This is a genomic window from Paracoccus sp. (in: a-proteobacteria) (genome assembly GCF_046462195.1).
Lineage (GTDB): Bacteria > Pseudomonadota > Alphaproteobacteria > Rhodobacterales > Rhodobacteraceae > Paracoccus.
This window is the reverse complement of record NZ_JBKGUN010000269.1, coordinates 1-23,468: the sequence shown is the minus strand read 5'-3', so window position 1 is coordinate 23,468 and position 23,468 is coordinate 1. Positions and strand designations below refer to the sequence as shown.

Sequence of the window (23,468 nt, the reverse complement as noted above, 5' to 3'; positions counted from 1 at the left end):
CGCCGCAGGCCTGGAAAAAATATTGCATCGCAACGCGGATTTCGCCTTCGACGCCGCCAATGGCCTGTTGAAGCGCACGGGCAAAAAGCGGGTTCGGCGCTTCGACGCGAACGGGGTATTGCAGCTTGTTGTCGGTATAAAACATGAGAACTCCGGTTGTTGCAGGTTCCAAACAGCTGACGGCGATTGCGCGGCAGCCGGTCATTACGGACGGTTGAACCGGTCCCGGGGGTGCTTTGTTCCCGCAGGTCGCCAATCGCGCTGCCGATAAAGAGCTGCACTTCCAGATCCGGAGCCAGAGCGCTTGGGAACATTTGACTGCGCAAACGGTTGGTCAATCGATCCGGAAGGAGAAAGCACCATGGCACATGCAAGCAGAAAGTCGTTTGGCCCCGGTCAGCAAGATCAGGGCAAAGGCGACGGCAGCGGTGGAATGAGCCCCGCGGACATCGAGACACCGCTTCGGGACGAGGTTCTGTCAAATCGGGATACGTCACAGCATTCGGACCAGCGTGGGCTGGATTCCCGTCACGTCCAGACTCAGCAGCATCACGAACATGTGGCAAGTCATCGCCCTGGTGAGGGCGAGGCAGGCCAAGTCGCCGACAACGAAAAGTTGCCGGACGAGCGTCCCACTGATCCGCAGGGGGATACGGAATGAGCACCAGCAAGCACCCCAAGACTACGAATCCCAGTGACAAGGATCTGGAACAGGATCCCGGGATTGGACGTTCCAAGGGCGCAACCCGCGATGATCCCCTGCTGGAGGGCGACAATACCTTCGAAGGCGATGTTTCAAACGACACGACACCGCAGGGCGGTATTGACCCCCAGCAACGCGGCCGCACAAACAAATGAACTTTCAAGACATCCAAGGAAAGGGCTTCTCATGGTAACCACCATTGGTACTGAATCTTCGTTCAACGACCTCGTGACGAACCTGATCTATCTGGAGCGTGATGCGATTGCGGCCTACGAGTCGACGATCGAGCGCCTGTCAGACCCCGCTCTGGCCAGCCAGATCGAGATCTTCCGTCAGGACCATCTTCAGCATCTGAGTGTTCTGCAGGAAATGGCTGCCGAAGCCGGTGCCGAAGCTCCGCAAGAAGGTGACATGAAGCAGATGCTGACCACCGGCAAAGTTGCCATGGCCAGCTTGATGGGCGACGGTTCGATCCTCCAAGCCATGCGCTCCAACGAGGAAGACACCGTGACCGCCTACGAGCGTGCGTCACAGCATGCCGATGCGATGCCGCAATCGCGTGCGTTTTTCCAAAAAGCTCATGCCGATGAACTGCGCCACCGCGAGTGGATGCAGCGGACATCGGAAACGCTGTAATTCTGTGACACTTGCATGATTGCGTCAGGCGCCCTTCCTAAGGGGCGCCTTTTTTCTGTTTGCACCAGTTTAAAAAAAGGCGCGCCACAAGGGCGCGCCTGAACTGGGAAAAAGGCAAAAGCTGTTACATGGCAGGCAGAACGGCAAAGTCGCGAATATCGCCTTCGGCTCTTTCGATAGGGCCTTTTTCGATCGTCGTACCGGTTTCCAGATCCACCGAATAAAGCGCGTTCCCCGTCAGAAGCCACGCCATGTTGTTTCCATCGGCATCGCCCTGAACATCAAAAGCCATGGTATTGCCCGAAGCGCCGGCATTCAGCAGTCCGATGGTGGCCAAGGTCCCGTCATTCGGTGCAATTTGCTGCAGCAGCGCACCCAGACCCGCATCGATATTGTACATCGCGGTCGCTTCGGGTTTGCCATGGCTGTTGGTATAGCCGCTTGCCACGACCATGGGCACGGCTTCCGAATTTGCGTCGTCTTCGGTCCAGTTCAGGGCGCCGTCGACCGTGACTTCGCCGGTGTCCATGTTGACGCGGTGGTTCGTTGTGCCGCTCATCAGGCGCAGGCGGTCCGCCATGGGGTTCACGTCCACGATGACCGGCATGTCGCCTGCGGTCAGCGCCGTGTCCATGACGGACAATTCCGCCGTCTCGCCCGTGGAGGGATCGATCGTGACGATCCGATTGTCCCCCGTGACGCCGATCACGCTGTTGTCCGAAGAGCGCAAGTCCAAGCCGTGAAGGCGCTCGACGCCCTGAGCTTCCATCGTGCCGGTAACGGCAAGAGTATCCGTGTCGAACATGATCAGGGTGCGGTCGCCAGCCAGTCCCAGTGCGGGCGCCGCTGCGGCGGTGGATAGCGACAAAGCAAGGGCGGTTGTCGAGAAAGTGGCAAGGCGGATCATGGAAAAGGTCCTTTCATGTCATTTCCTGTGAACGGCGCGTTTCCACCGTTCTTGACCTGAAGACGCGGCAGGATGGAAACCGGATGCAGAAAAAATCGGGGCTAACGAGGACAGTTGCATCGCCGACTGGAATGGCGTCAGGATGCCCGCGCGTCAGGAGGTGGCCGTGAACGAACAACCGATGCAGCGCAGCATGCAGCTCGAGCAGGCCGTCCGCGCCTGTGCGCAAGGCAGGAGCGAAGGGATCGATACGATCCTGACCCTTGAAGGGCCGCAGCTTCTGGGCGTCGCACACCGCATCCTGGGCCGTCATGATCTGGCGGAGGAGGCGCTGCAAGACGCAATGGTGCAGATCTGGCGCAAGGCGGACCAGCAGAAGGGCGCATCGGGATCTGCCCGTGGCTGGATCTATGCCGTGCTGCGCAACCGATGCCTGACGATCCTCCGCGATGGCCGCCGCCTGTCCAGCTTGTCGCCCGATGATCTGACCCGTCTGCAGGAGGCCCGTCAGGATGCGGTTCCGGACGAAGGATGGCGCCTGTTGGCGGGTCCGGGCCGTCTTGGCGACTGCCTCGACACTCTGGACGATCCCAGCAGGCAGGCGATCCTTCTGGCACATGTTGCCGGCTACAGCCACGGCGAAATCTCGGCCCGACAGGGGGTGCCGCTTGGAACAGCAAAATCCTGGATTCGACGCGGGCTGGCTGCGCTGAGGGAGTGTTTGTCATGAATGCCTTCCAAGATGAGTTGATCGGCCACGCCGACGATTATGCCTTGGGCCTGATGAGCCCGGCAGAAACGGAACTGTTCGAAGCGGTCATGGCACGTGATGCGGCACTGGCCGCGCATGTGGCGCAGATGCGCGATCGGCTGCTGCCTCTGGACCTGTCGGCGCCTGCCCGCCCCCTGCCCCACGACTTTGCGGATCGTGTTCGCGAGCGATTGGCACAGGTCGAACAGGATGCCGCACCCTTGTCGCCACTTCCTCCTGTTCCGGCAAACCAGCCGGACCCGCCCATATGGCGGCGCATGGCAGGGGCGGCGGCGTTGGTTCTGGGTATTGCGATCGGCTTTGGCGGGGCGCTGCAGCGACCGGGTCCGGCGCCCCAGGTGGTGGCCGTACTGCTGGATGATCAGGGCCAGCCGCGGGCCGTGATCGAGGATTATGGCAACGATACGGCGCAGATCCGCTTTGTTGCCGATGTGGAAGTCCCGGCAGGCCGTAGCATTCAGGCTTGGACCCTGCCCTCGGCTGAGATGGGACCGACGTCGCTTGGTGTGCTGGATGGCCCCCGCCCCGCACGGCTGCGCGGCCCGGACCTGCCGGCACCTGCCGATGCCCAGTTGTACGAAATCACGCTGGAGCCTGAAGGCGGATCGCCCACCGGCCGCCCGACCGGCCCGATCATCGCCAAGGGGCTTGCCGCTGCACAGCAGGGCATTTGACGGCAGCAGGACGATCAATGGAACGGACGTCGCGGCCCCTCGTTGAGGATGCTGAACACTGTCGCGAGGCCTCATGTCGGATCATAGCATCACCACCCGGCCCCCGTCCTTGGGTGGTACGGGTAAAAGAAGACAGGCCGTGGTCCTGCCTGCCGGCCCCCGAATATGAGCGCGGTACAAATGGATTGCGACGTGGCTGTTATCGGCGCTGGCACCGCCGGCATCGCGGCCGAACGGGCAGCGCGCAAGGCCGGCGCCAGCACCTTGCTGATCGATCCGGAGTTTCGTGGCACACTTTGCGCCAACACGGGCTGCATGCCGTCCAAGCTGCTGATCGTGGCCGCCCACGCTGCTCACGCCGCGCGTCATTCCAATATCTTTGGGGTGACAACCGAGGCAGTCGTGGTGGACGGCGCTGCGGTCATGAACCGCCTAAGACAAGAGCGGGACCATTTCGCTGCCGCAACACGAGAGAGCTTTCAAGACCTTCCTGAGGGCACTGCGATTATCGGCAAGGCACGTTTCCTCGTACCAGGGCTTCTGGAACTTCAGGACGGGAGGCGTATTCAGGCGCGCACAGTCGTCATTGCCACGGGCTCCTTTCCGTTGATCCCTGAGCCTTTTCAGGATCTGGGCCCCCGCATCCTGACCACGGAAACGATCTTTGAACTGCCTGACCTCCCGTCCAGCCTCGCCGTCATCGGCGGCGGCGCCATTGGTTTGGAAGTGGCGCAGGCGATGGGGCGGCTCGGCGTGGCGGTGACGCTGTTCGATACGGGGACCACGCTGGCAAAGGCGCGGTGTGACAAGGTTCACGAAGCGCTGCAAACGGCTGTGTCGCGCGACGTGACACTGCGCCTCGGTTGTCAGACGGAAGCCAAAGCCGAGGAGGGTGGCATCCGCATCCGTTGGTCAGGTGCGCATGAAGGAGAAGGCATTTTCAGTCATGTTCTTGTCGCCACCGGCCGGCCACCAAATCTGGAGGGGCTGGCGCTGGATCAATCAGGCTTGGCATTGGACGACCACGGCACTCCCCTCTTTAACAGGCAGACACTGCAGTGCGGTGATGCGCCCGTCTTTCTGGCAGGAGATGTCGATGCGGACGTTCCCTTTCTGCACGAAGCGTCGACAGAGGGCGCCATCGCCGGACACAATGCTGCGATCTTTCCCGACGTACAGCCTCGCTCACGCAGTCCCGAATTCGCCATCACCTTTACCGATCCGCCGCTGGCATCAATCGGGGGCGCGCCGCAGGAGGGAACGATCTGCGGACGAACTGATTATTCCGATCAGGGCCGCGCCCGGGTGGAGGCACGAGCGGAAGGCATTTTGTCTATTTACGCTGATCTGCAGGGCCGCCTGATCGGCGCGGACCTGTGCTGTCCGGGTGCCGAGCATTTGTCGCATCTGCTGGCGTGGGGCATTCAGTCAGGGGCCACGGCCTCCGCCCTGCTGGCGATGCCTTTCTATCATCCGACCCTGGAAGAAGGGTTGAAGACCGCGCTGCGTGAGATTTGCCGGCAGGTCAGCCTGCCGGAACCCGAAGGTCGCGACTTTGGCACGCCCCCCGGCGCATGAGGTGAGGTGATGAGCGAGCGGATCATCGATCTGGAGCACGGGTTCTGGACCATCCGGGGCGACCTGAAGATTGGCGGCATCCTGAACGTCGGGACACAGGCTGGTCTGGTGCGGCTGGCGTCAGGCCGCTTTGTCATTCTTGACAGCTATCCTCTGAAGGGGGAGGTGCGCGATCAGGTGATGGCCTTGACCGATCACGGACGTGCGGTACAGGCGGTGCTGAACCTGCACCCTTTCCACACGCTGCACTGTGCGGCAATTGCTGCCGATTTCCCCGAGGCAGCGCTCTACGGGGCTGAGCGCCACAGGCAACGCCACCCACAGCTCAACTGGCAGTCCGAGACGGTGGACAGTCCTGAGGTGGCCGCTAAGTTCGCCGATGATCTGGTCTTTTCCCTGCCGCGTGGTATCGACTATGCCAGCCAGAACGAGCGCGTGCATGCAGGTTCGCTGCTGGCGTGGCACCCCGCCAGCCGAACGCTGCATGTCGATGACACGATCAACCTGATGCCGGTCCCGCACCTGCTTCATCGTTTGTTCCCGCGCCCGCGGGTGTTCCTGCATCCCACCCTGCCGCAGGCGCTGGTGCCGGATGTGGGGGCCGTGAATGCCTTTCGCGAATGGGTGCACGAACTGGCCCATCTGACGCAGGACCTGCGTTGGCTGTGCGCTGCTCATTCCGGACTGCGCGAATTCGGTACCGGTCAGTTCGCGACGGAATTGCTGGATGCCTTTGATCGGGTGGAGGACAAGCTGCTCCGTACCGAAGCACGTCGGAAATGACGATCCGGCAGGGACTTGTCCCGAGGTCCCGGTTCTCGCAATGTTGGAACATGAGACAAGGAGCAGGTTCGTGACGACAGACTGGATTGCCGCCGACTGGGGCACGACGAACCTGCGCCTTTGGGCCATGTCGGGACGCACCGTCGTCGAACGCCGCGCTCTGGAGTGCGGCATGGGCCGCTTGCGACCGGACGAATTTGCCCCGGCACTGGCGCAGGGCACGCAAGGTTGGCCTGCCGTTCCCGTCATAGCTTGCGGGATGGTGGGCGCGCGCCAAGGCTGGATCGAGGCGCCTTACGTTGCTGTCCCCTGCCCCTCCACTCCTCGGCTGATCCCCGTACCAGGGGATCCGGGTGGCCGCCCGGTACGCATCGTCTGTGGCGTCCGGCAGGACAGTCCTGCCGACGTGATGCGCGGAGAAGAAACTCAGATTGCCGGCCTTTTGTCCTTGTCGCCAGAATTCGACGGCATTGCCTGCTTGCCGGGAACGCACACCAAATGGATTCGTATATCGGCCGGTGAAATCTGCAACTTCAAGAGCTTTATGACCGGAGAAATCTTTGCATTGTTGTCCCGACAATCTGTCCTGCGGCATGCCGTCGACTCGCTAGGGAATGACACGGACGCATTTCAGGCCGCCATGTCTGATGCTATGTCACGCCCCGAGCGTGGTTATGCCGGCCTGTTCCAGATAAGGGCGGAGTCCCTGTTGACAGATATGGATGCGGCAACGGCCCGCGCGCGCCTGTCGGGAACGCTGATCGGGTGGGAATTGGCAGGGGCCAAACCGTGGTGGCTGGGCAATGCGGTCACCATCATCGGCGCACCGGACCTATCCCTTTTGTATCAGCGGGCGCTGTCCGCCCAAGGCGTGCCCGCTGCGCTAATGTCAGCCGAGGATGCGACCCTTGCCGGTCTGGCTGCAGCCCATCGCGCCTTCCTGAATGGCTTTTGAAAGGTTCCGCTCCATGTCCCGCCCTCTGATTGCCATCCTGCGTGGCCTGACACCACTCGAAGCCCCTGCCATCGCCGAAGCCCTGATCGTTGCCGGTGTAACGCGCATCGAGGTGCCCCTGAACTCTCCCGATCCCATGGACAGCATCCGAGTGCTGGCGCGTGCATTCGGCGACCGTGCCCGCATCGGGGCGGGCACAGTGCTGACCCCCGATCAGGTGCAGGCGGTGGCCGATGCCGGCGGGCAGATGGTCTTGTCGCCCAACTGCAACGAGGCTGTTATCCGAGCAACGCGCGCGGCAGGAATGGACAGCTATCCAGGTGTCATGACTCCGTCAGAGGCTTTCGTGGCGCTGGCGGCTGGAGCAAGCGGGTTGAAGCTGTTTCCCGGCGAACTGATCGGCCCTGTCGGGCTGCGCGCCATGCGAGCCATTCTTCCCGCCGGAACAGGCTGCTGGGCCGTGGGAGGCGTTTCAGTGGCGAACATGGGCGACTGGCGCCAAGCCGGAGCGGCGGGATTTGGCATCGGATCCTCGCTTTACCGGCCCGGCGACACAGCCGACATCGTTTCCGAAAAGGCGCGGGCGATGGTTGCAGCATGGGATGCCCTGCCATGATCTTCGATGACACTCCTTGTACTTTGGGCGAAGGCGTCCTGTGGCATCATGACTTGGGCGCACTTGTCTGGTTCGACATCCTGTCGCAGCGTCTCTACCTGAAAACGCCGGGCGGTACCCGCCACCATTGGGATTTTCCGCAACCGGTATCAGCCGCAGGAATAGTCGATGCCGACCGTTTGCTGATCGCCTCGGCCACGGCCTTGTCACTTTTCGACCTGCGCGATGGCACAACCGAGGAACTGGTGCCGCTGGAGGCAGACAATCCCATGACCCGATCAAACGACGGTCGGGCCGATCCCCAAGGCGGCTTCTGGATCGGCACGATGGGACGAAAGGGCGAAAAGGGTGCGGGCACGATCTGGCGGTATCACAAGGGGGAACTGCGGGCGCTTTATTCCGGGCTGACCAGCACCAATTCCATCTGCTTTACTCCTGAAGGCGACCGCGCCTGTTTTGCCGATACCGACAGCAGCCTCATCCGCCGTGTACGTCTGGACCGCAGCGGCTGGCCCGAAGGTGAGCCCGAGGACTTCATAGACCTGCGCAGCGAAGGGCTGCGGCCTGACGGTGCCGTCATCGATGCCGAGGGCGGGCTGTGGTCGGCGCAGTTTGGTGCAGGACGCGTTGCCCGATATAACTGCGACGGCCGGTTCGACCGGGCCATCAGGTTGCCAGCCAGCCAGACATCCTGCCCCGGCTTTGGCGGACCTGCGCTTGACTCGCTGTTTGTCACCTCGGTGCGTGACGGACTGAAGAGGCCCGGTCCGAACGACGGTTGTACCTTCGCAGTCGATGCCGGAGTGGCCGGACAGCCGGAGCATCGCGTTCTGATCGGTTGAGCCTTTCCCATCCGTACTGCCTCTTGATCCCTGCCCTTCAGTCTTCGCAATCTTGAGGCGCAAACTGTGGCATTGATGCCATGTTGCAGTTGAAAATTTGGTTAATGTGCAGTCAACTTGACTTGATAACAGCCGCCTGCCACGGCTTTTGACAACCAGAGTGCAAACTGGGCGTCAGTTCACGGCAGGATGCGCAGGACAAGGGATGGCTGATGACGAAACGGGCACTGATCACCGGCATCACGGGGCAGGACGGCTCCTACCTGGCCGAGTTTCTGATGGAAAAAGGCTATGAGGTCCACGGCATCAAGCGCCGTTCGTCGTCCCTGAACACGCAGCGCATCGACCATATCTATCAGGATCCCCACGCACAGGACGCCCGCATCTTTCTGCATTACGGGGATCTGGGGGACACGTCATCGGTCATGCGGATCATGGCCGACGTTCGCCCGGACGAAGTTTACAACCTCGGCGCGCAGTCACATGTTGCCGTCAGCTTTGCCACCCCGGAATACACGGCCAACGTGGATGCACTGGGCACGTTGCGCATCCTCGAAGCAATCCGTTTTCTCAATCTCGAGGAACAGACCCGCTTCTATCAAGCCTCGACTTCGGAACTTTACGGCCTGGTGCAGGAGATCCCGCAGCGCGAGACGACACCCTTCTACCCACGATCGCCCTACGCGGTGGCCAAGATGTATGCCTACTGGATCACCGTGAACTATCGCGAGGCTTATGGCATCTATGGCTGCAACGGCATCCTGTTCAACCACGAGTCCCCCCGACGGGGTGAAACCTTCGTCACCCGCAAGATCACCCGCGGGCTGGCCAATATCGCGCAAGGTTTGGAAGATTGCCTTTACATGGGGAACATGGACGCGTTGCGGGACTGGGGTCATGCGCGCGATTATGTCCGGATGCAGTGGATGATGCTGCAGCAGGACGCCCCCGAGGATTTCGTGATCGCAACCGGCGTGCAGTACTCGGTGCGCCAGTTCATCGAGTGGTCCGCTGCCCATCTGGGCATCAGCCTGCGCTTTGACGGCGAAGGCGAGGGCGAGGTCGGCGTCGTCACCCGCCTCGAAGGCGAGGACTGCCCGGGCGTCCGTGTCGGTCAGGCCATCGTGCGGGTCGATCCTCGCTATTTCCGCCCGACAGAGGTCGAAACCCTGTTGGGCGATCCGACACGCGCGCGCGAGCGCTTGGGCTGGGTCCCCGAAATCACGACACAGCAAATGTGCGAGGAGATGGTGTCCGAAGACCTCAAGATCGCCCGCCGTCATGCCCTGCTGCGCACGCACGGTTACGACACGCCCCTTTACTACGAGAGCTGAGCCATGACGCGCATCTTCGTCGCAGGGCATCGCGGCATGGTCGGCAGCGCAATCCTGCGCCAGTTGCAGGCGCGTGACGACGTGGACCTGATTACCCGCACCAGCGCCGAACTGGACCTGACCGAACAGGCCGCCGTCCGGGACTTCATGCAGGTCGAACGTCCCGATGCGGTCATTCTGGCGGCGGCCAAGGTCGGGGGCATCCACGCGAACAACACCTATCCGGCCGAGTTCATTCATCGGAACCTGATGATCGAATGCAACGTAATCCATGAGGCTTGGGCAGCTGGCGTCCGGCGCTTGCTGCAACTGGGCTCCAGCTGCATCTATCCGCGCGAAGCCTCGCAGCCGATCCGCGAAGACGCCTTGCTGACGGGCCCGCTTGAACCCACAAACGAACCTTATGCCATTGCCAAGATCGCGGGCATCAAGCTGTGCGAAAGCTATAACCGACAGTACGGGACGGACTTCCGCTCGGTGATGCCCTCTAACCTATATGGACCAGGCGACAATTTCGATCCTGAAAACAGCCATGTGATGCCTGCCCTGATCCGCAGGTTTCACGAAGCAAAGCGGGACAACAGGCCCGAGGTCGTGATGTGGGGTACGGGCATGCCGCGGCGCGAGTTCCTGCATGTGGATGACATGGCCAATGCCTCGCTGTTCGTCTTCGATCTCGACCGTCAGCTGTATCAGGCAAGCACCAAGCCGATGCTGTCGCATCTGAACGTCGGCAGCGGCACCGACATCACCATCGGGAAACTGGCGCAGATGGTGGCGCGCGTGGTGGGATACGAAGGCCGCATCGTCAACGACCTGACAAGGCCCGACGGGACCATGCTCAAGCTGATGTCCTCGGACAAGTTACTGGCGTTGGGCTGGGCGCCACAAGTGTCGCTGGAGGACGGTATCGCCAGCACCTATCGCTGGTTCCTCGAGAACCGCACGGACCGACCGGCATGACAGGCGTTCAAGGAAAGCTGATCGCATTCCGCGCCGACCGCATGGGCGGGCGCCTGATCGCGCTGCTGAACACAATGCGCTTTGCCCGCAGCTTTGATCTGCCATTCGTGGTGCACTGGCGCGACAGCGACGGTCTGGGGGACGGGACCGAGTTGTTCCACCAGGACTTCGTGGATAGGCATTTCATCAACAAGCCGACCTATCAGCAGATGAGGGACAACGCTACTGCGATCGGCACCGTTCTTCAAAGCCCGACCCATGCCGAATTCTTGGAGCATCTGCAGGGTGGGATGCATGTCCTTCTGGATCCCCCTTTCGATGTGTTAAAACTGCCCTTCGAGGATGAGGCCGAGGTGGCCGCCGTCTTTCGCCAGGTGGTCGAGGAACTGCCTCTCAACCCCGTCCTAGCCTCCCACGTCGAGGATCTGCGCGGACAACTGCGCGACGACGGGCGTCGCACCGTCGCCTATCATATCCGGCGCGGCGACCTGACCAGCGACATGCGCGCCATGAATCGTGCCTGGCCCAACAAGTTCGTCCCGGATGAGTTTTTCGAGGCTCATATCCGTGCCAATCTTGAAGGCAGCGGCACCCGCACGATCCTGTTCAGCGACAATCACAATGTCCTGGATCGCTATACCGGAATGTTTCCTGACCTTCTGACCTTCGCCTCTGTCGCCGACACCAGTGCCCTGACTGCCGTCCAGCGCGATGCGCTGGAGCTGTTTGCGATGTCGCTGGCCGACCTGATCGTGGCGCCGCCCTCGTCGGCCTTCAGTTCGACCGCCAAGACCATCGGCGGAGGAGAGTTCCGTGATGTCGAGGCCGACATCTCGACGGAAACACGGCACGAGGCGCTGGATGTACTGGCCGCGCGACTGAGGGATGAACCTGAGCTGTTCGCCAACGAGGGCGAGATCGGCCAGTATCTCGTCTATGCCTGCGAGCACCTGGTCATGTCCGGCCGCCGGGCCGAATTCATCGACATAGCGCGACGCCACATCGAGAATGGGCTGAACATCGCCTTTGTTTACGCGATCACCCTGCGCGAGATGTATTTCGACCATCAGTACCAGCAGATCTGCGACCTGCGCCCGGTGATCGACCGCGGCTTCGTGGCCTTCCAGCGCAGTTTCGCTCAGGTGGCGCTGTATCACGGGCTGGCATTACTGATGCTGGGCCGGCGCCCCGAAGCGTTGCAACAGATCGCGTCCGCCTTCTGGCATGAACCGGTCGAAGGCGAGATCAATGCCCTTGCAGGATTGCTGCGCGCTCAGGGTGATTTTCATGACGGGAACTTCTGGCCGATCGATCCGCAGACCGAGAGCCTTTTTCCGAACCGCTTCATCATAGATCATGTGCGCAGCTTTTATGCGGACGCGGTGGCTGCAGGGATGTTGCGCTGTGATCGGATGGTACCGACCAATCGGGTCGCCGTGTGGGAATGGCCTGACTTCACCCGCTCGGACATGCGCAAGAAGTACCGGCTGCAGGGCCACTTCCGGTCGATCCTGAAGATCGTCCAGCTCCGTATTTGGGCGGATGACCTGAAATGTCATCTGGACAGCTTCAGCGGAATGATCGCGCTGCGCGAAGGTGACCTTGTGCTGGCTGAACCCTTGCTGCTGCAGGCCATTGCTGCCGACCCGGAGGTGGCGCTTTTCCACAAGCGCCTGGCCGAGCTGCGCCATGAGCAGGGTCGTCACGACGAGGCACTGGCGGCGCTGGATCACGCCATCACGCTGCAGCCGGATGTGCCGATGTTTCGTGCCCTGTATGGGCTGATCCAGTTGCGCGTCGGCCGACCCGATGCCGCAGCCGATACGCTGTTGCCCCTCCTGTCGGCAGGGCAGATGCACTTCCCTTCGATCTTCTTCCTGGCCGCCGATGCTGCAGAAGAGGCGGGGCGCTTGCCTGATGCAATTTCCGTGTTGGAAAAGGGCCTGCTTCTGTCCCCCATGCACTGGCGCCGTCAGTGCGACCTTGCCCGTATGAAGGCGGCAACCGGAGATATTGACGGTGCGCGCCGCATTCTCGACTGGACCCTGAAATGGGCGGACGACCATCCGCCGCTGGTGATGCTGAACACGGACCTGCTGGTCGATGCGGGCCATGCCGACCATGCCCGTCAGCGGCTCGAGCATCTGATCCGGCGCTATCCGGACAAACGGCAATACGTGCAGCGTCACAAGAAACTGTGCAAGACCCTTGAACGCATGGCAGCAACCGGCAAGCAGCAGGAGAGGACGCGATGAGACCACGCAACAGCCGAGTCGAGAAGGCGCATTTCCTCGTCTACTCCAACGGCATCGAACCCTTTGCGGCAAATGCCGACAATTACTGCGCTTCGGCCCTCAAGGTCGGGTTCGACAGTGCAACTCACGTGACTGAGACGATGCTGAAGGACACCCCGCTCTGGACCGAGAACCGAACGATCCTGGAACAATCGCGCGGTGCCGGATACTGGCTGTGGAAGCCTTGGATCATTCTGCAAAAGCTGCGCGAATGCGGTCCGAGCGACATCGTCGTCTACAACGATGCGGGGCGCTATACGCCTGGTGAGTTTCACCAGTTCCCATCCTTTCCCCATGCGGCTGTCGAACTTTGCGCCCTGACGCCCAAGCGCTTCATTCATGGCTTCATCTCGAATTGGCAGGTTCAGGGACATTACACCAAGCGCGATGCCTTCATCCTGATGGAAGCCGACACCGACGAGATGCACCGCGCCGCGCAGGTTTGTGCCGGGCCGCTTCTGTTCATGCCGTCTGATGAAAGCTTCGCCTTCCTGGAGCGCTGGCTCCACTATTGCCGCGATCCACGCATCCTGACGGATCAGCCCGACGAGACGGGCAGAACCTTGCCATCCTTCCGTGACCATCGCCATGATCAGGCTGTCGGCTCGATCCTTGCGCATCGGACGGGTGCGCATTATTTCGATTTCTCAAGCGGCGGTGCTTATCGCGCCCTTGAAGAGATCCGCCAGCGCAATCGTCACGTTCCATGGCTGCAGACTCATATCGGCTATGTCTCGCTGGTTGCGGCACAGGCCATGCCCGACGATTTCCTGGTGCGGGACGATCCGGATCTGTCCGAACTGTCGCACCTGTTGCGCAATCTCGTTCCCGGAGAGCCTGTCCCGGTTCACGCCGACAAGGTTCCAGATTCGGTGATGGTGGCCGAACTGGAGGAATTGTTGCAAAGTCCGCAGCCGATGCTGTGCCGCGATCATCTCATGATGGTGTTGGACGAGAACAAGGTGGTGAACGGGCGGTTGCATGTCCTGAACAAGTTCGAGGACGAGGCGCCGCGTTTCTGGGACCTTGCATGCCGTGCCTTTCGTGACCGTGCGGCAGCGGCGCATCAGGGCGGGCAGACGCCTACTGTGGCGCAAGCACCCCGTCTGGCCGTGGCTGCCCTGCGCGATGCGGAAGCGGCAATGCCCGACCTGCGCCGCAAGGTGATGGGCGGCTATGTCTGGACCCTTCTGAGTGACGACGCGCGGGCGATCTTCAAGTCTGCGCACAAGAACGTCAAATCCCCCAAGGGTGCGGCGGCAATGGACAGATTTGTGATGCTTCTGGACGAACTGGGGTTCATGCCGTTGCAGGCTGAGCTGGACGGCAAGGAAAAGCCCCTGTCCGAGGAAGTATCGCGGCGCCTGATGGACTGGATGCTAGTCGATGCGGGTCCCTCATCCGCTGTCTTTGATGCAACGAAGGATTGACGGCCCTTCTGCGGAAGGCGATCTTGCGCGTGCAACGATCCGGGAAATGACATGCAGATCGAAACGACCTCCCTTCCGGGTGTTCTGGTTCTGACGCCAAAGCGACATGGCGACACGCGCGGCTTCTTCAGCGAGAGCTGGAACCTGCGGACATTGCGCGCGGCCGGTGTAGACCTGCCGGAATTTGTGCAGGACAATCATTCGTTTTCCCATCAACCGGGTACCCTGCGAGGAATGCATTATCAGTCCCCGCCCCACGCTCAGGGCAAATTGGTGCGCTGCGGGCGCGGGAGGATCTTCGACGTGGCTGTTGACGCGCGTCGAGGCAGCCTGACCTATGGCCAGTGGTTCGGCACCGAGTTGAGCTTCGAGAACGGCCGGCAGCTATGGGTTCCAGCCGGTTTTCTTCATGGCTTCGTCACGCGCGATGCTGACAGCGAAATCATCTACAAGTGCACCGATCATTACGCTCCAGAATGCGACGGGGCGGTGCGGTGGGATACGATCGGTATCGACTGGGGAATCGCGGATCCCGTCCTGTCCGACAAGGATCGGTCGGCGCCAGCCTTTGGCGACTGGACCTCTCCCTTCATTTGCGAGGCCGCATGAGAATTCTTGTCACGGGAGGTGCGGGCTTTATCGGCTCGGCCGTGGTACGGCTGGCCATTGCGCAGGGCCATCAGGTGATCAATCTGGACGCCCTGACCTATGCCGCCAACCTTGCCAATGTCGCAGCCGTCGCAGACAGCACTGCATACATGTTCGAGCAGGCCGATATTCGAGACAGGGCGGCTCTGGACGTAATCTTTCGCCGGCACCGGCCGGATGCGGTGATGCATCTGGCGGCGGAAAGCCATGTGGACCGTTCGATCGACGGCCCCGCCGCCTTCATCGAAACCAACCTGCTGGGCACCTTTCATCTGCTGGAGGCAGCGCGCGCCTGGTGGATCAGCGAAGGCCGGCCCCAAGGGTTCCGTTTTCACCATGTCTCGACCGACGAGGTCTTCGGTTCATTGGGTGAAACCGGTCAATTCACTGAAACAACGCCTTATGATCCGCAGAGCCCGTACTCGGCCAGCAAGGCGGGCTCGGACCATCTGGTGCGTGCCTGGGGGGCAACCTATGGCCTGCCTGTTGTGCTGAGCAACTGCTCGAACAATTACGGACCGTTCCACTTTCCGGAAAAGCTGGTTCCAGTGGTAATCCTGAATGCACTGGCCGGACACCCCATCCCCGTCTATGGCGACGGCGGCAATGTCCGTGACTGGCTGTATGTCGAAGATCATGCAGACGCCTTGCTGACTGTCCTGCAGCGCGGACAAATCGGACGCAGCTACAATATTGGCGGCGAGAACGAGGCCGCGAACATCGACCTTGTCCGCATGATCTGCGCCCATATGGATGAGATGCATCCCGCTGGTGCCCCCCATGCGCAGTTGATCACCTTTGTCAGTGACCGTCCCGGCCATGACCGCCGCTATGCCATCGATCCTGCCCGCATCCGCGAGGAACTGGGCTGGCGTCCCTCAGTCACGCTGGATGAAGGGCTGCGGCGCACGGTCGAGTGGTATCTGCAGAACACCGACTGGTGGCAGCCGCTGCTGTCTCGCGATGGCGTCGGACGCAGGCTGGGTCAGGCATGAGCGCGGGCCTGCTGATCTTCGGCCGCACCGGACAGCTGGCTCTGGCCCTGTCACGTCTGGCCCCGGAAGCCACGTTTCTGGGACGGGAACAGGCCGACCTGAGGGATCCGGCCGCCTGTGCGGCAGCCATCCGCAAGGCGGCACCATTGGCTGTCATCAATGCGGCCGCCTATACGGCCGTGGACCGTGCCGAAGAGGATCGCGACACGGCATGGCGGGTCAACGCTCATGCTCCGGCTGCGATGGCAGAGACTTGCGCAGCCCTTGATGTGCCCTTCATTCATGTTTCGAGCGATTATGTCCTTGATGGAACAGGGAACCAGCCGCGGCATGAAGACGCCGCGACCAACCCTTTGGGCGTCTATGGCGCCAGTAAACTGGCGGGCGAGCAGGCCGTTGCAAGGCAAGGCGGCCGTTGGGCCGTCCTTCGCACATCCTGGGTCTTTTCGGCCGATGGTGCCAATTTCGTCAAGACGATGCTTCGCCTTGCCGCCAGCAGGGATCAGGTCGGCGTGGTCATGGACCAGATCGGCGGTCCCACCCCTGCCGCAAGAATTGCGGAAGCGCTCTTGATCATGACCGATGTCATGCTTCGTGACAGGACCAAGGGGGGCATCTATCATTTTGCGGGGGCGCCAGATGTCAGCTGGGCCGATTTTGCGCGCGCGGTTTTTGCAGAGGCAAAGATGACATGCCGCGTTCAAGACATATCCACGGCCGATTATCCCACGGCGGCAGAGCGTCCGCTTAATTCAAGGCTGGATTGCGGGCGCATCACACGCGACTTCGGCATCTCTCGCCCTGACTGGCGGGCCGACCTGCAACAGGTCCTGCAGCTTCTGGAGACATCATGACCAACCGCAAGGGCATCATTCTGGCCGGTGGGACGGGAACGCGACTTTACCCGATCACCCTGGCAGTCTCCAAACAACTCCTGCCGTTGTATGACAAGCCGATGATCTATTACCCGATCACGGTGCTGATGCTGGCAGGCATCCGCGAGATCGCGATCATCACCACGTCCGAGGATCAGGACCAGTTCCGCAGGCTTCTGGGGAACGGCGAACAATGGGGACTGTCCTTCACATTCATCGTGCAGCCCCGCCCCGAAGGGTTGGCTCAGGCCTACCTTCTGGCGGCCGATTTCCTCGCGGGCGCGCCATCGGCGATGGTACTGGGCGACAACATCTTCTTTGGCCATGGCCTGCCACCGCTTCTGAAGTCTGCCGATGAACGGCAGCGGGGCGGAACCGTCTTCGGCTATCATGTGCGTGATCCGCATCGCTATGGCGTGGTCGATTTTGATGCCTCGGGTGCCGTTCAGGGTATTGTGGAAAAACCCTCCGTACCGCCATCCTCCTTTGCAGTGACAGGATTGTATTTCCTTGATGGCAGCGCGCCAGAGCGCGCAGCACGCGTCACGCCCTCGGTCCGGGGCGAACTCGAGATCACGACGCTTCTAGAAACGTATCTGGCAGAGGGGCTGTTGTCAGTGGAAAAAATGGGCCGGGGGTTTGCATGGCTGGATACAGGAACCCATGAAAGCCTGCTGGATGCCGGAAATTTTGTCCGCACGCTGGAGAACCGGCAAGGACTTCAGTCCGGCTGCCCCGAGGAGATTGCATATGAATCAGGCTGGATCACCGCCGAGCAACTGCGCAAGCGTGCCATAATGTTCGGCAAGACCGAATACGGGCAGTACCTTCTGAAGCTTCTCGACTAGTGGACTGTAGGGGACCTGCGCTGGCCTTTGACATTGGATGCTGTATTGCCCACAAGGCTCACTCCCTTCTTGGCAGAGCTATTCGGCTCGCGCCGGGACAGCCCCATCCTAATGATCGAAAAAGTATTCAACAGCTTTCTGCAACTACGCGACAGTAAGGTTTCCGGTTTGGTTTGCCTGAGACCTCTCTGGAGGTTTGTGCTTTGTGTTGTCGGTTCAGACAGCGGTTCGAATGCCTTCATTGGGTGGGTGAGACCCTTCGTGTCCTGCAGCCATTGTCAAGGCACGCCAATAGCGTCGCGGTGGAGGCGCACTCAATCCAGAACGAAGCGGAGGTTCTGATTGAAGAACGCCGTTTTCAATGTCGTTAGCAAGCTCCGATTAGGACGCCGGCCGCCGCCTGTTTGATAAGAAGATCTGCCTATGGGACTCTTTGTTGACGCGAGCGCCGAAGATCTATGACGTATAGCGAGAACAGTTGCTAATCAGAGCTTCTGCCGTCTCAAAGACCGGAGACGGATCTTCTTTAATGTTAGAGCAGTTGCTTGACAGTAAGGCAGAAGGAGGACAAATCGGCTACCGGAAAACATATGGTCCCCGCTGCTGCCACACTGTCATCTGCGGTCAGAAAGCATGCTGGTTGGGCCGTGATGAGTGGGCATACCCTTTTTTGCCGGTCGCGCAACGGCACGACCCGCAATGGGAACATAGACTTGAGTCCGTCTGTGGCAGGCTATTGGCTAAAAGGGTGTGTGGCAAGCACATCACTCAAGAGTTCCTGATCGACAGGCATCAACCAGATCAGCACTGAGAGATGGCCCATCAAAGGCGGCCATCGGAGTCGACGTTGTGCCAAAAAAACAAGTCAGAGGCAACAACTATACTGCCCTAGCTTGGTAAGGGGCCATCCAGATAATGCTTACGACAGTGTACTGTTGCCAGCTTCTGCGACGACCGCGCTTCATCTGTTCCAGGATTTTTGCCCAAGGAATCGACAGCCGCCAAGCATCGCAGATCTCGATCCCGTTCGACCTGTTATTCCGGCACCCTTTGACCCAAAAGGCTGCGTTGCGCCGCAGGAACCTCTTTGCGAGGCGCTGGCTGCAGCGGCTCCTGCTTGGTCATGACGGACACGACGTCTGCCGCCATCTTGTCCAGCAGGTCCAATTCGGCCTCATCGATCTGGCGGGGCGCCCTGTCCACAAGGCAAAGCGTTCCAAGCACCCGCCCATCGGCCGTCCGAAGCGGTGCGCCGACATAAAAGCGGCCCTGCCATCGACGCAAGGACGGATTGTCCGAAAAGCGCGGATCTCGGTCCGCATCAGGCAGGACAAGAGTATCTGCCGACGCAACAACATATGCGCCTAACGCTTGGCTGCGCGGGATGCGGTACATGTCGCCGGTAGCGTCGGGCAGGTGCCCGGGCAGATCTCCACTCACTCCGATGATATGTTCCGCGTTGGTATCCACGACGGAAATATAGGCAAAGGTCACGTCGAACGCATCTGCGGCCCGCTTGGCCAGATCATCCAAGTCTTCGCGCGCATGGCCGTCCAAGATCGACGTTTCGAGCAGTGCCGCCAGCCGGGCCTCCTCGTCTGCGGATACAGGGGGATGTGCGGCAGCCGCCTCGGCGCTCATGTCATTGGCTCCTGAAATCAGGGCCAGTCGTTGCACGGCCTCTGTCAGCGACAGCACGATCTGATCAGCACCAAGTGCTTCGGCCTGTTCGGCGCCCGCGCGCTTGTCATCCGCATTCCACAAGGCCAGAACGATCCGCACATCCGGCCAGCGGCGGCGCAAACGTCGCACAAAGCCGCGCACAGCGGTTTCATAATCCCGATTGAAGAAGGCAAGGCAGACCGTATCGATGTCATCAAGATCCAGACTTTCGACATAGCGGGTGGTTACCGTGCCAGTTGAGCGTCCAACCGCTGGCACATCTGCCAAAGCCAGCGCATGAACCAGCATTTCGCACGAAAGCGCATCAACCTGCCATTTGCCGCCGATGCAGGCAATGCGCGGCGGCCGCAAGGCCGAGATATCGGGTGCGGGATGATCCTCGCGCAGATCCTCCAGCAGACGGTCCATCCCCTCGACCACCCGCAGCCGATGCGCAGCCCGGGCATTGGCATGATAATCGTCACTGGCTTGGCGCAGCACTTCCAGACCGGATTGGTCGTAGAATTCCGTCACGCCGCTTTCACGGATTGCGTCGGCAGCGATTTCATAAGCTTCGTCTGGGTCGTCAGCGATGAGGCGCTGATAGATCCGGGTGGGAAGGTTCAAGACTGGGGTCGATCCGAGCAATGTGTCAAAGAACGCCAGTTGCGGCAAGTTGCGGCCCACGACAAGAAGGCACACAGTCAAGGGCGTCGATAATATGAGACCAACTGGTCCCCATAGGGCAGTCCAGAAGGTTGCAGCTGCAATCAGTGAAAGCGCCGACAAGCCCGTGGAGGTTCCATACAGGAGCGGCTCTATGATGTTGTTGCTGACGAGTTCCAGAAAGAGGATCAAGCCCAACGCCATCAGGACCATTTGCCAGCCGGGATCAACCGCAAAGGCGAGCGCCAGAGGAAAGACCGCAGACAGCATGGGGCCGACATAAGGAATGAAACGCATGATCGCGGCCAGCGTGCCCCAAAGGATCCACCCCGGCACCCCTATGGCCCACAGTCCCAAGGCCATTGGAATGCCATAGCTGACATTCACGATCAGTTGCATCAACAGGTATTTCGAAATGCGCTTTCCTGCCTCTTCCAGCGCATCCGTCGAGCGGTGAAGGTTTCCGCCCAAAAGCCGGATCAAGCGATCCCGCAGATCACCTCTGTCGAGCAGGACCAGGAACACGAACACCACGACAATGCCCAGTGTGGCCAAAGGTGCGAGCACGGGTGTCAGCCATGCCACAGCCGTACTGAACGGGGACGGGCCGTCACCGACAATCTCGACCGGCGTCGGGTCGGCCACGCGGCCCGGCGCGTCCTGCAGTGCAGCGGTGACTTGCTCCTGAACCGTAGCGACAGTCTGCCATACCCCGTCGAACAGCCCCGGACTGTCCATCTGCTGTCCAAGCGACGAGATCTTTGACCGAATCGTCGACTGATAGGCTGGCAGTTCGGCACTCAGAACGCTGACCTGCGACGTGATCAGCAGCCCCAGTCCCAGCAGCAGCGCGATCATCGTCAGCATGACGAGGGTGACCGAGAGTACTTGGGGCAAACCTCTCCGAACCAGCATCTTGACGAGCGGGCTGAGAGCAAAGCTGATCAGAAAGGCAATCGCCAGCGGAATCAGGACGTCCTGTCCAAAATACAGCAGCCCTATGATGACAGAACCGACGATCAGCCATGCCGCCATCCTGATGACATCGCCATTCGGGCGCTGATCGTGCTGCCCAACATCTTCCGCTTCCATAGTGATCCTTGCCCACCTCGCTGCGAGGCGTGCAGACAACACTCATCCTGATCACGAGTTCCTTGAGCGGCCGCATCTGCGCCCTGATCAGGTATGCCTACCCGCAACGGACGAACAAGAAGTCGGGCATGGCATTGGCGATCCCTTAGCGTTTCTGCCGGTCCCAGGATTTCTGTCCGATATGGTAGATGGAGAGCATGCCGGATCTTCAACAGATTGAGTGGCAGTTCTTGTGTCAGCCAGCGCTTTGTCACGAGGCAGCCAACGAAAGAGTGCCAAGAGTCGCATCGTGTCTTCTTTTCAGAGCAGCGCCCTCAGTATGGCAGAAGCATCTGCACCCCATGAGATGCCGTAAGAACGAAAGAGACGCGCCCACCTGAGCGCTCAAATGGTGTACGACCAATGATCGTGACAGGATTCTTCTCTTGGCTGAAGGACTTGGCTTACTGTCTGGTAGCGGTGGCTGTTCTCTAGGCGGTTATCCCCGCTCCTACAGAAGGATAACTACCACTGGCGGTAGCGAAGGTGGTAGGAGCACTTCCGAAAGAATCCTTCGGGAGTAACAACTCGGTTTGAGCGGCTAAGTCTTGCCGTCACACTAAGCCAAAGGGGCGGGTGATCCGTCTGACGATATTTTCAAGTTCTGCCATTTTTGCGGCAATGAGGAACGGCCCGCCAAACGATAAAGAAAATCGCCGCAAGAGCGCTCTTGATGGATAGGGAACACCCTTTACGAGAAAACGCGCAAACCTGCGCCAACAGTGGAACGAGACATGGCCATCATCACTGGAACGAACCGCAATGATATCCTGCGCGGCACCTCTCAGAGCGACACCGTGTGGGGACTGGAGGGGGCCGATACGTTTTACTGGACGCCCGGCTTGGGGAATGACACCATTCACGGTGGCAGGGGGAGCGAGGGCTACGACACGAACATCTACATGGACAAAAGGGGAGGTGATCGGTTGTTCCTCGAAAGTTCGCGCGATGTGACGTTGCAGTTCACGACAACGGCGGATGGCACGGCCTCCGGAGGCGGTCAGCAGATGACGTTTACCGGTATCGAGCGGATCCATCTTGGGTCAGGCAATGACCGGATCTTGGCCGCAAATGCGACCTTGGCCGAACATGGTCTGACCATCTATGCGGGCGCTGGAAACGACAGCATCCAAGGAACGCGCTACAATGACTATATCGATGGCGGTTCCGGCCATGACACGATCGCCGCAGGGGCAGGCAACGATCATATCCAGTCATCGACGGGCAACGACTCCATCCATGGTGGTGGTGGAGATGACAATATTCGCTGGGGCCAAGGCAACTTTCAGGAGGTTGTCGGCAATGACACGATCGACGGCGGTCGTGGCAGCGATTTGATCAATGTGTGGATCAAGGATGGCTATAATGCAAACGGCCGAGGCGTTCAGGTGGACGTCATCGGCAGTGTCGACGGCCAGATGCGCCTGACAGCCTTTACCGACATCGGCGGCGCCCGCAGCAACCTGACCGCAAACAACTTTGAATTGGGTTGGACGCACGAAGGGCGTGATACCGTATCCGGAGCCAATGCCATCCTGACCACGAACACCGGCATGAACTGGAACACCCGTTGGGGCGACGACGTTCTTACCGGCACGCGCGGCAACGACACCCTCGAGGGCGGTGAAGGCCGTGACCGGATCACGAGCGGCGCGGGCGATGACATCATATGCGCAGGGTCTGATTACTGGGCTTTCGCCAATGCGCGCGCGGACGGCGTCCGCGACACATTGGTCTTCAGGGACAACTTTGGCGATGATACCGTTGTCGGCTTTGACCGGGGCCTCGACGTGATCGATCTGGGTGGACGCTCTTATATAGAGACACAGACTGCTGAAGGGCTGCTTTGGACAGTGGGCGACAACAGTATTCTCTTCATGTGAGGATGGCTCTGTAAAAGGCTCGATTGAGCATTCTTGGAATTTTGGTGCGCTTTTCAACTATCTGCCGTTCTTTCTGCCTTCGAGATGCTACTCGAAGCAGAGAGAGCGGCTTTCTGATCGCAGAAATTTTCATCTACTCGGTTTAGAAGACGGCAAATCTGAAGCTGCATAGGATCCTCCGGCTATGATAGGCTGAATGGATTTTCTGGCGTTGATGATGTGACCGCCCCCCGACGGCATCTGATGTGCCAAGGTGGGTCTGCAACGATCCAC

General features: G+C 60.4%; 22 protein-coding genes. 19 read left to right on the top strand and 3 right to left on the bottom strand.

The window, feature by feature from the left end; all coding sequences use genetic code 11:
• Nucleotides 1–145 (bottom strand): manganese catalase family protein (locus ACLHHB_RS16270; RefSeq protein WP_410219327.1); only part of this gene is annotated, 145 nt, incomplete at its 3' end.
• 288 nt (nucleotides 146–433) lie between these two features.
• Between ACLHHB_RS16270 and ACLHHB_RS16265 the strand changes: the two genes are divergently transcribed.
• The 3 genes from ACLHHB_RS16265 to ACLHHB_RS16255 are packed head-to-tail and all read left to right on the top strand — an operon-like array spanning nucleotide 434 to nucleotide 1,339.
• A complete protein-coding gene (locus tag ACLHHB_RS16265; protein ID WP_410219326.1) occupies nucleotides 434–661 on the top strand; it encodes a hypothetical protein in 228 nt (75 codons plus the stop codon).
• The gene (locus ACLHHB_RS16260) at nucleotides 658–858 is read left to right on the top strand and encodes a hypothetical protein (RefSeq protein ID WP_410219325.1); all 201 of its coding nucleotides are present in this window, start codon (nucleotides 658–660) and stop codon (nucleotides 856–858) included. Before ACLHHB_RS16265 ends, ACLHHB_RS16260 begins: the two co-directional genes overlap by 4 nt.
• Entirely contained in the window at nucleotides 824–1,339 is a 516-nt protein-coding gene (locus ACLHHB_RS16255) for a DUF892 family protein (protein ID WP_410219324.1), read from the top strand. The genes ACLHHB_RS16260 and ACLHHB_RS16255 overlap by 35 nt, the downstream gene beginning before the upstream one ends.
• A gap of 124 nt (nucleotides 1,340–1,463) precedes the next feature.
• On the opposite strand, the gene ACLHHB_RS16250 is transcribed toward ACLHHB_RS16255, so the two are convergent.
• Entirely contained in the window at nucleotides 1,464–2,246 is a 783-nt protein-coding gene (locus ACLHHB_RS16250; protein WP_410219323.1) for a DUF4394 domain-containing protein, read from the bottom strand.
• A 142-nt stretch (nucleotides 2,247–2,388) separates the two neighbouring features.
• Here ACLHHB_RS16250 and ACLHHB_RS16245 point away from each other — a divergent pair, with 142 nt between their 5' ends.
• From ACLHHB_RS16245 to rfbA, 15 genes are all read left to right on the top strand, one after another.
• Nucleotides 2,389–2,976 carry a sigma-70 family RNA polymerase sigma factor gene (locus tag ACLHHB_RS16245; protein ID WP_410219322.1) on the top strand — a complete coding sequence of 196 codons (588 nt, stop codon included), beginning with the start codon at nucleotides 2,389–2,391 and terminating at the stop codon, nucleotides 2,974–2,976.
• A complete protein-coding gene (locus tag ACLHHB_RS16240; protein WP_410219321.1) occupies nucleotides 2,973–3,692 on the top strand; it encodes an anti-sigma factor domain-containing protein in 720 nt (239 codons plus the stop codon). Before ACLHHB_RS16245 ends, ACLHHB_RS16240 begins: the two co-directional genes overlap by 4 nt.
• A gap of 165 nt (nucleotides 3,693–3,857) precedes the next feature.
• Complete coding sequence (locus ACLHHB_RS16235; RefSeq protein WP_410219320.1) at nucleotides 3,858–5,270, top strand: dihydrolipoyl dehydrogenase; 1,413 nt, start codon at nucleotides 3,858–3,860, stop codon at nucleotides 5,268–5,270.
• Nucleotides 5,271–5,279: 9 nt separating this feature from the next.
• Complete coding sequence (locus ACLHHB_RS16230; RefSeq protein ID WP_410219319.1) at nucleotides 5,280–6,053, top strand: hypothetical protein; 774 nt, start codon at nucleotides 5,280–5,282, stop codon at nucleotides 6,051–6,053.
• A gap of 70 nt (nucleotides 6,054–6,123) precedes the next feature.
• Entirely contained in the window at nucleotides 6,124–7,008 is an 885-nt protein-coding gene (locus ACLHHB_RS16225) for a 2-dehydro-3-deoxygalactonokinase (protein WP_410219318.1), read from the top strand.
• A gap of 13 nt (nucleotides 7,009–7,021) precedes the next feature.
• Nucleotides 7,022–7,624, top strand: coding sequence for a 2-dehydro-3-deoxy-6-phosphogalactonate aldolase (locus tag ACLHHB_RS16220; RefSeq protein ID WP_410219317.1), 603 nt, complete (start codon nucleotides 7,022–7,024; stop codon nucleotides 7,622–7,624).
• Entirely contained in the window at nucleotides 7,621–8,466 is an 846-nt protein-coding gene (locus tag ACLHHB_RS16215) for an SMP-30/gluconolactonase/LRE family protein (protein ID WP_410219316.1), read from the top strand. Before ACLHHB_RS16220 ends, ACLHHB_RS16215 begins: the two co-directional genes overlap by 4 nt.
• Before the next feature lie 212 nt (nucleotides 8,467–8,678).
• Nucleotides 8,679–9,800 carry a GDP-mannose 4,6-dehydratase gene (gene gmd, locus ACLHHB_RS16210; RefSeq protein WP_410219315.1) on the top strand — a complete coding sequence of 374 codons (1,122 nt, stop codon included), beginning with the start codon at nucleotides 8,679–8,681 and terminating at the stop codon, nucleotides 9,798–9,800.
• A 3-nt stretch (nucleotides 9,801–9,803) separates the two neighbouring features.
• Complete coding sequence (locus ACLHHB_RS16205) at nucleotides 9,804–10,763, top strand: GDP-L-fucose synthase family protein (protein WP_410219314.1); 960 nt, start codon at nucleotides 9,804–9,806, stop codon at nucleotides 10,761–10,763.
• The gene (locus tag ACLHHB_RS16200; RefSeq protein ID WP_410219313.1) at nucleotides 10,760–13,018 is read left to right on the top strand and encodes a tetratricopeptide repeat protein; all 2,259 of its coding nucleotides are present in this window, start codon (nucleotides 10,760–10,762) and stop codon (nucleotides 13,016–13,018) included. The genes ACLHHB_RS16205 and ACLHHB_RS16200 overlap by 4 nt, the downstream gene beginning before the upstream one ends.
• Nucleotides 13,015–14,487: a hypothetical protein gene (locus ACLHHB_RS16195; RefSeq protein WP_410219312.1), complete on the top strand. Its 1,473-nt coding sequence runs from the start codon at nucleotides 13,015–13,017 to the stop codon at nucleotides 14,485–14,487. The genes ACLHHB_RS16200 and ACLHHB_RS16195 overlap by 4 nt, the downstream gene beginning before the upstream one ends.
• 51 nt (nucleotides 14,488–14,538) lie before the next feature.
• Entirely contained in the window at nucleotides 14,539–15,096 is a 558-nt protein-coding gene (gene rfbC, locus ACLHHB_RS16190; RefSeq protein ID WP_410219311.1) for a dTDP-4-dehydrorhamnose 3,5-epimerase, read from the top strand.
• Nucleotides 15,093–16,130, top strand: a complete 1,038-nt coding sequence (gene rfbB / locus ACLHHB_RS16185; protein WP_410219310.1) for a dTDP-glucose 4,6-dehydratase — start codon at nucleotides 15,093–15,095, stop codon at nucleotides 16,128–16,130. Before rfbC ends, rfbB begins: the two co-directional genes overlap by 4 nt.
• Nucleotides 16,127–16,984, top strand: coding sequence for a dTDP-4-dehydrorhamnose reductase (gene rfbD, locus ACLHHB_RS16180; protein ID WP_410219309.1), 858 nt, complete (start codon nucleotides 16,127–16,129; stop codon nucleotides 16,982–16,984). Before rfbB ends, rfbD begins: the two co-directional genes overlap by 4 nt.
• Nucleotides 16,981–17,853: a glucose-1-phosphate thymidylyltransferase RfbA gene (gene rfbA, locus ACLHHB_RS16175; RefSeq protein ID WP_410219308.1), complete on the top strand. Its 873-nt coding sequence runs from the start codon at nucleotides 16,981–16,983 to the stop codon at nucleotides 17,851–17,853. The genes rfbD and rfbA overlap by 4 nt, the downstream gene beginning before the upstream one ends.
• A 1,035-nt stretch (nucleotides 17,854–18,888) precedes the next feature.
• On the opposite strand, the gene ACLHHB_RS16170 is transcribed toward rfbA, so the two are convergent.
• Entirely contained in the window at nucleotides 18,889–21,273 is a 2,385-nt protein-coding gene (locus ACLHHB_RS16170; RefSeq protein WP_410219307.1) for an AI-2E family transporter, read from the bottom strand.
• A 773-nt stretch (nucleotides 21,274–22,046) separates the two neighbouring features.
• Between ACLHHB_RS16170 and ACLHHB_RS16165 the strand changes: the two genes are divergently transcribed.
• Nucleotides 22,047–23,195, top strand: coding sequence for a calcium-binding protein (locus ACLHHB_RS16165; RefSeq protein ID WP_410219306.1), 1,149 nt, complete (start codon nucleotides 22,047–22,049; stop codon nucleotides 23,193–23,195).
• Nucleotides 23,196–23,468: the final 273 nt, after the last annotated feature.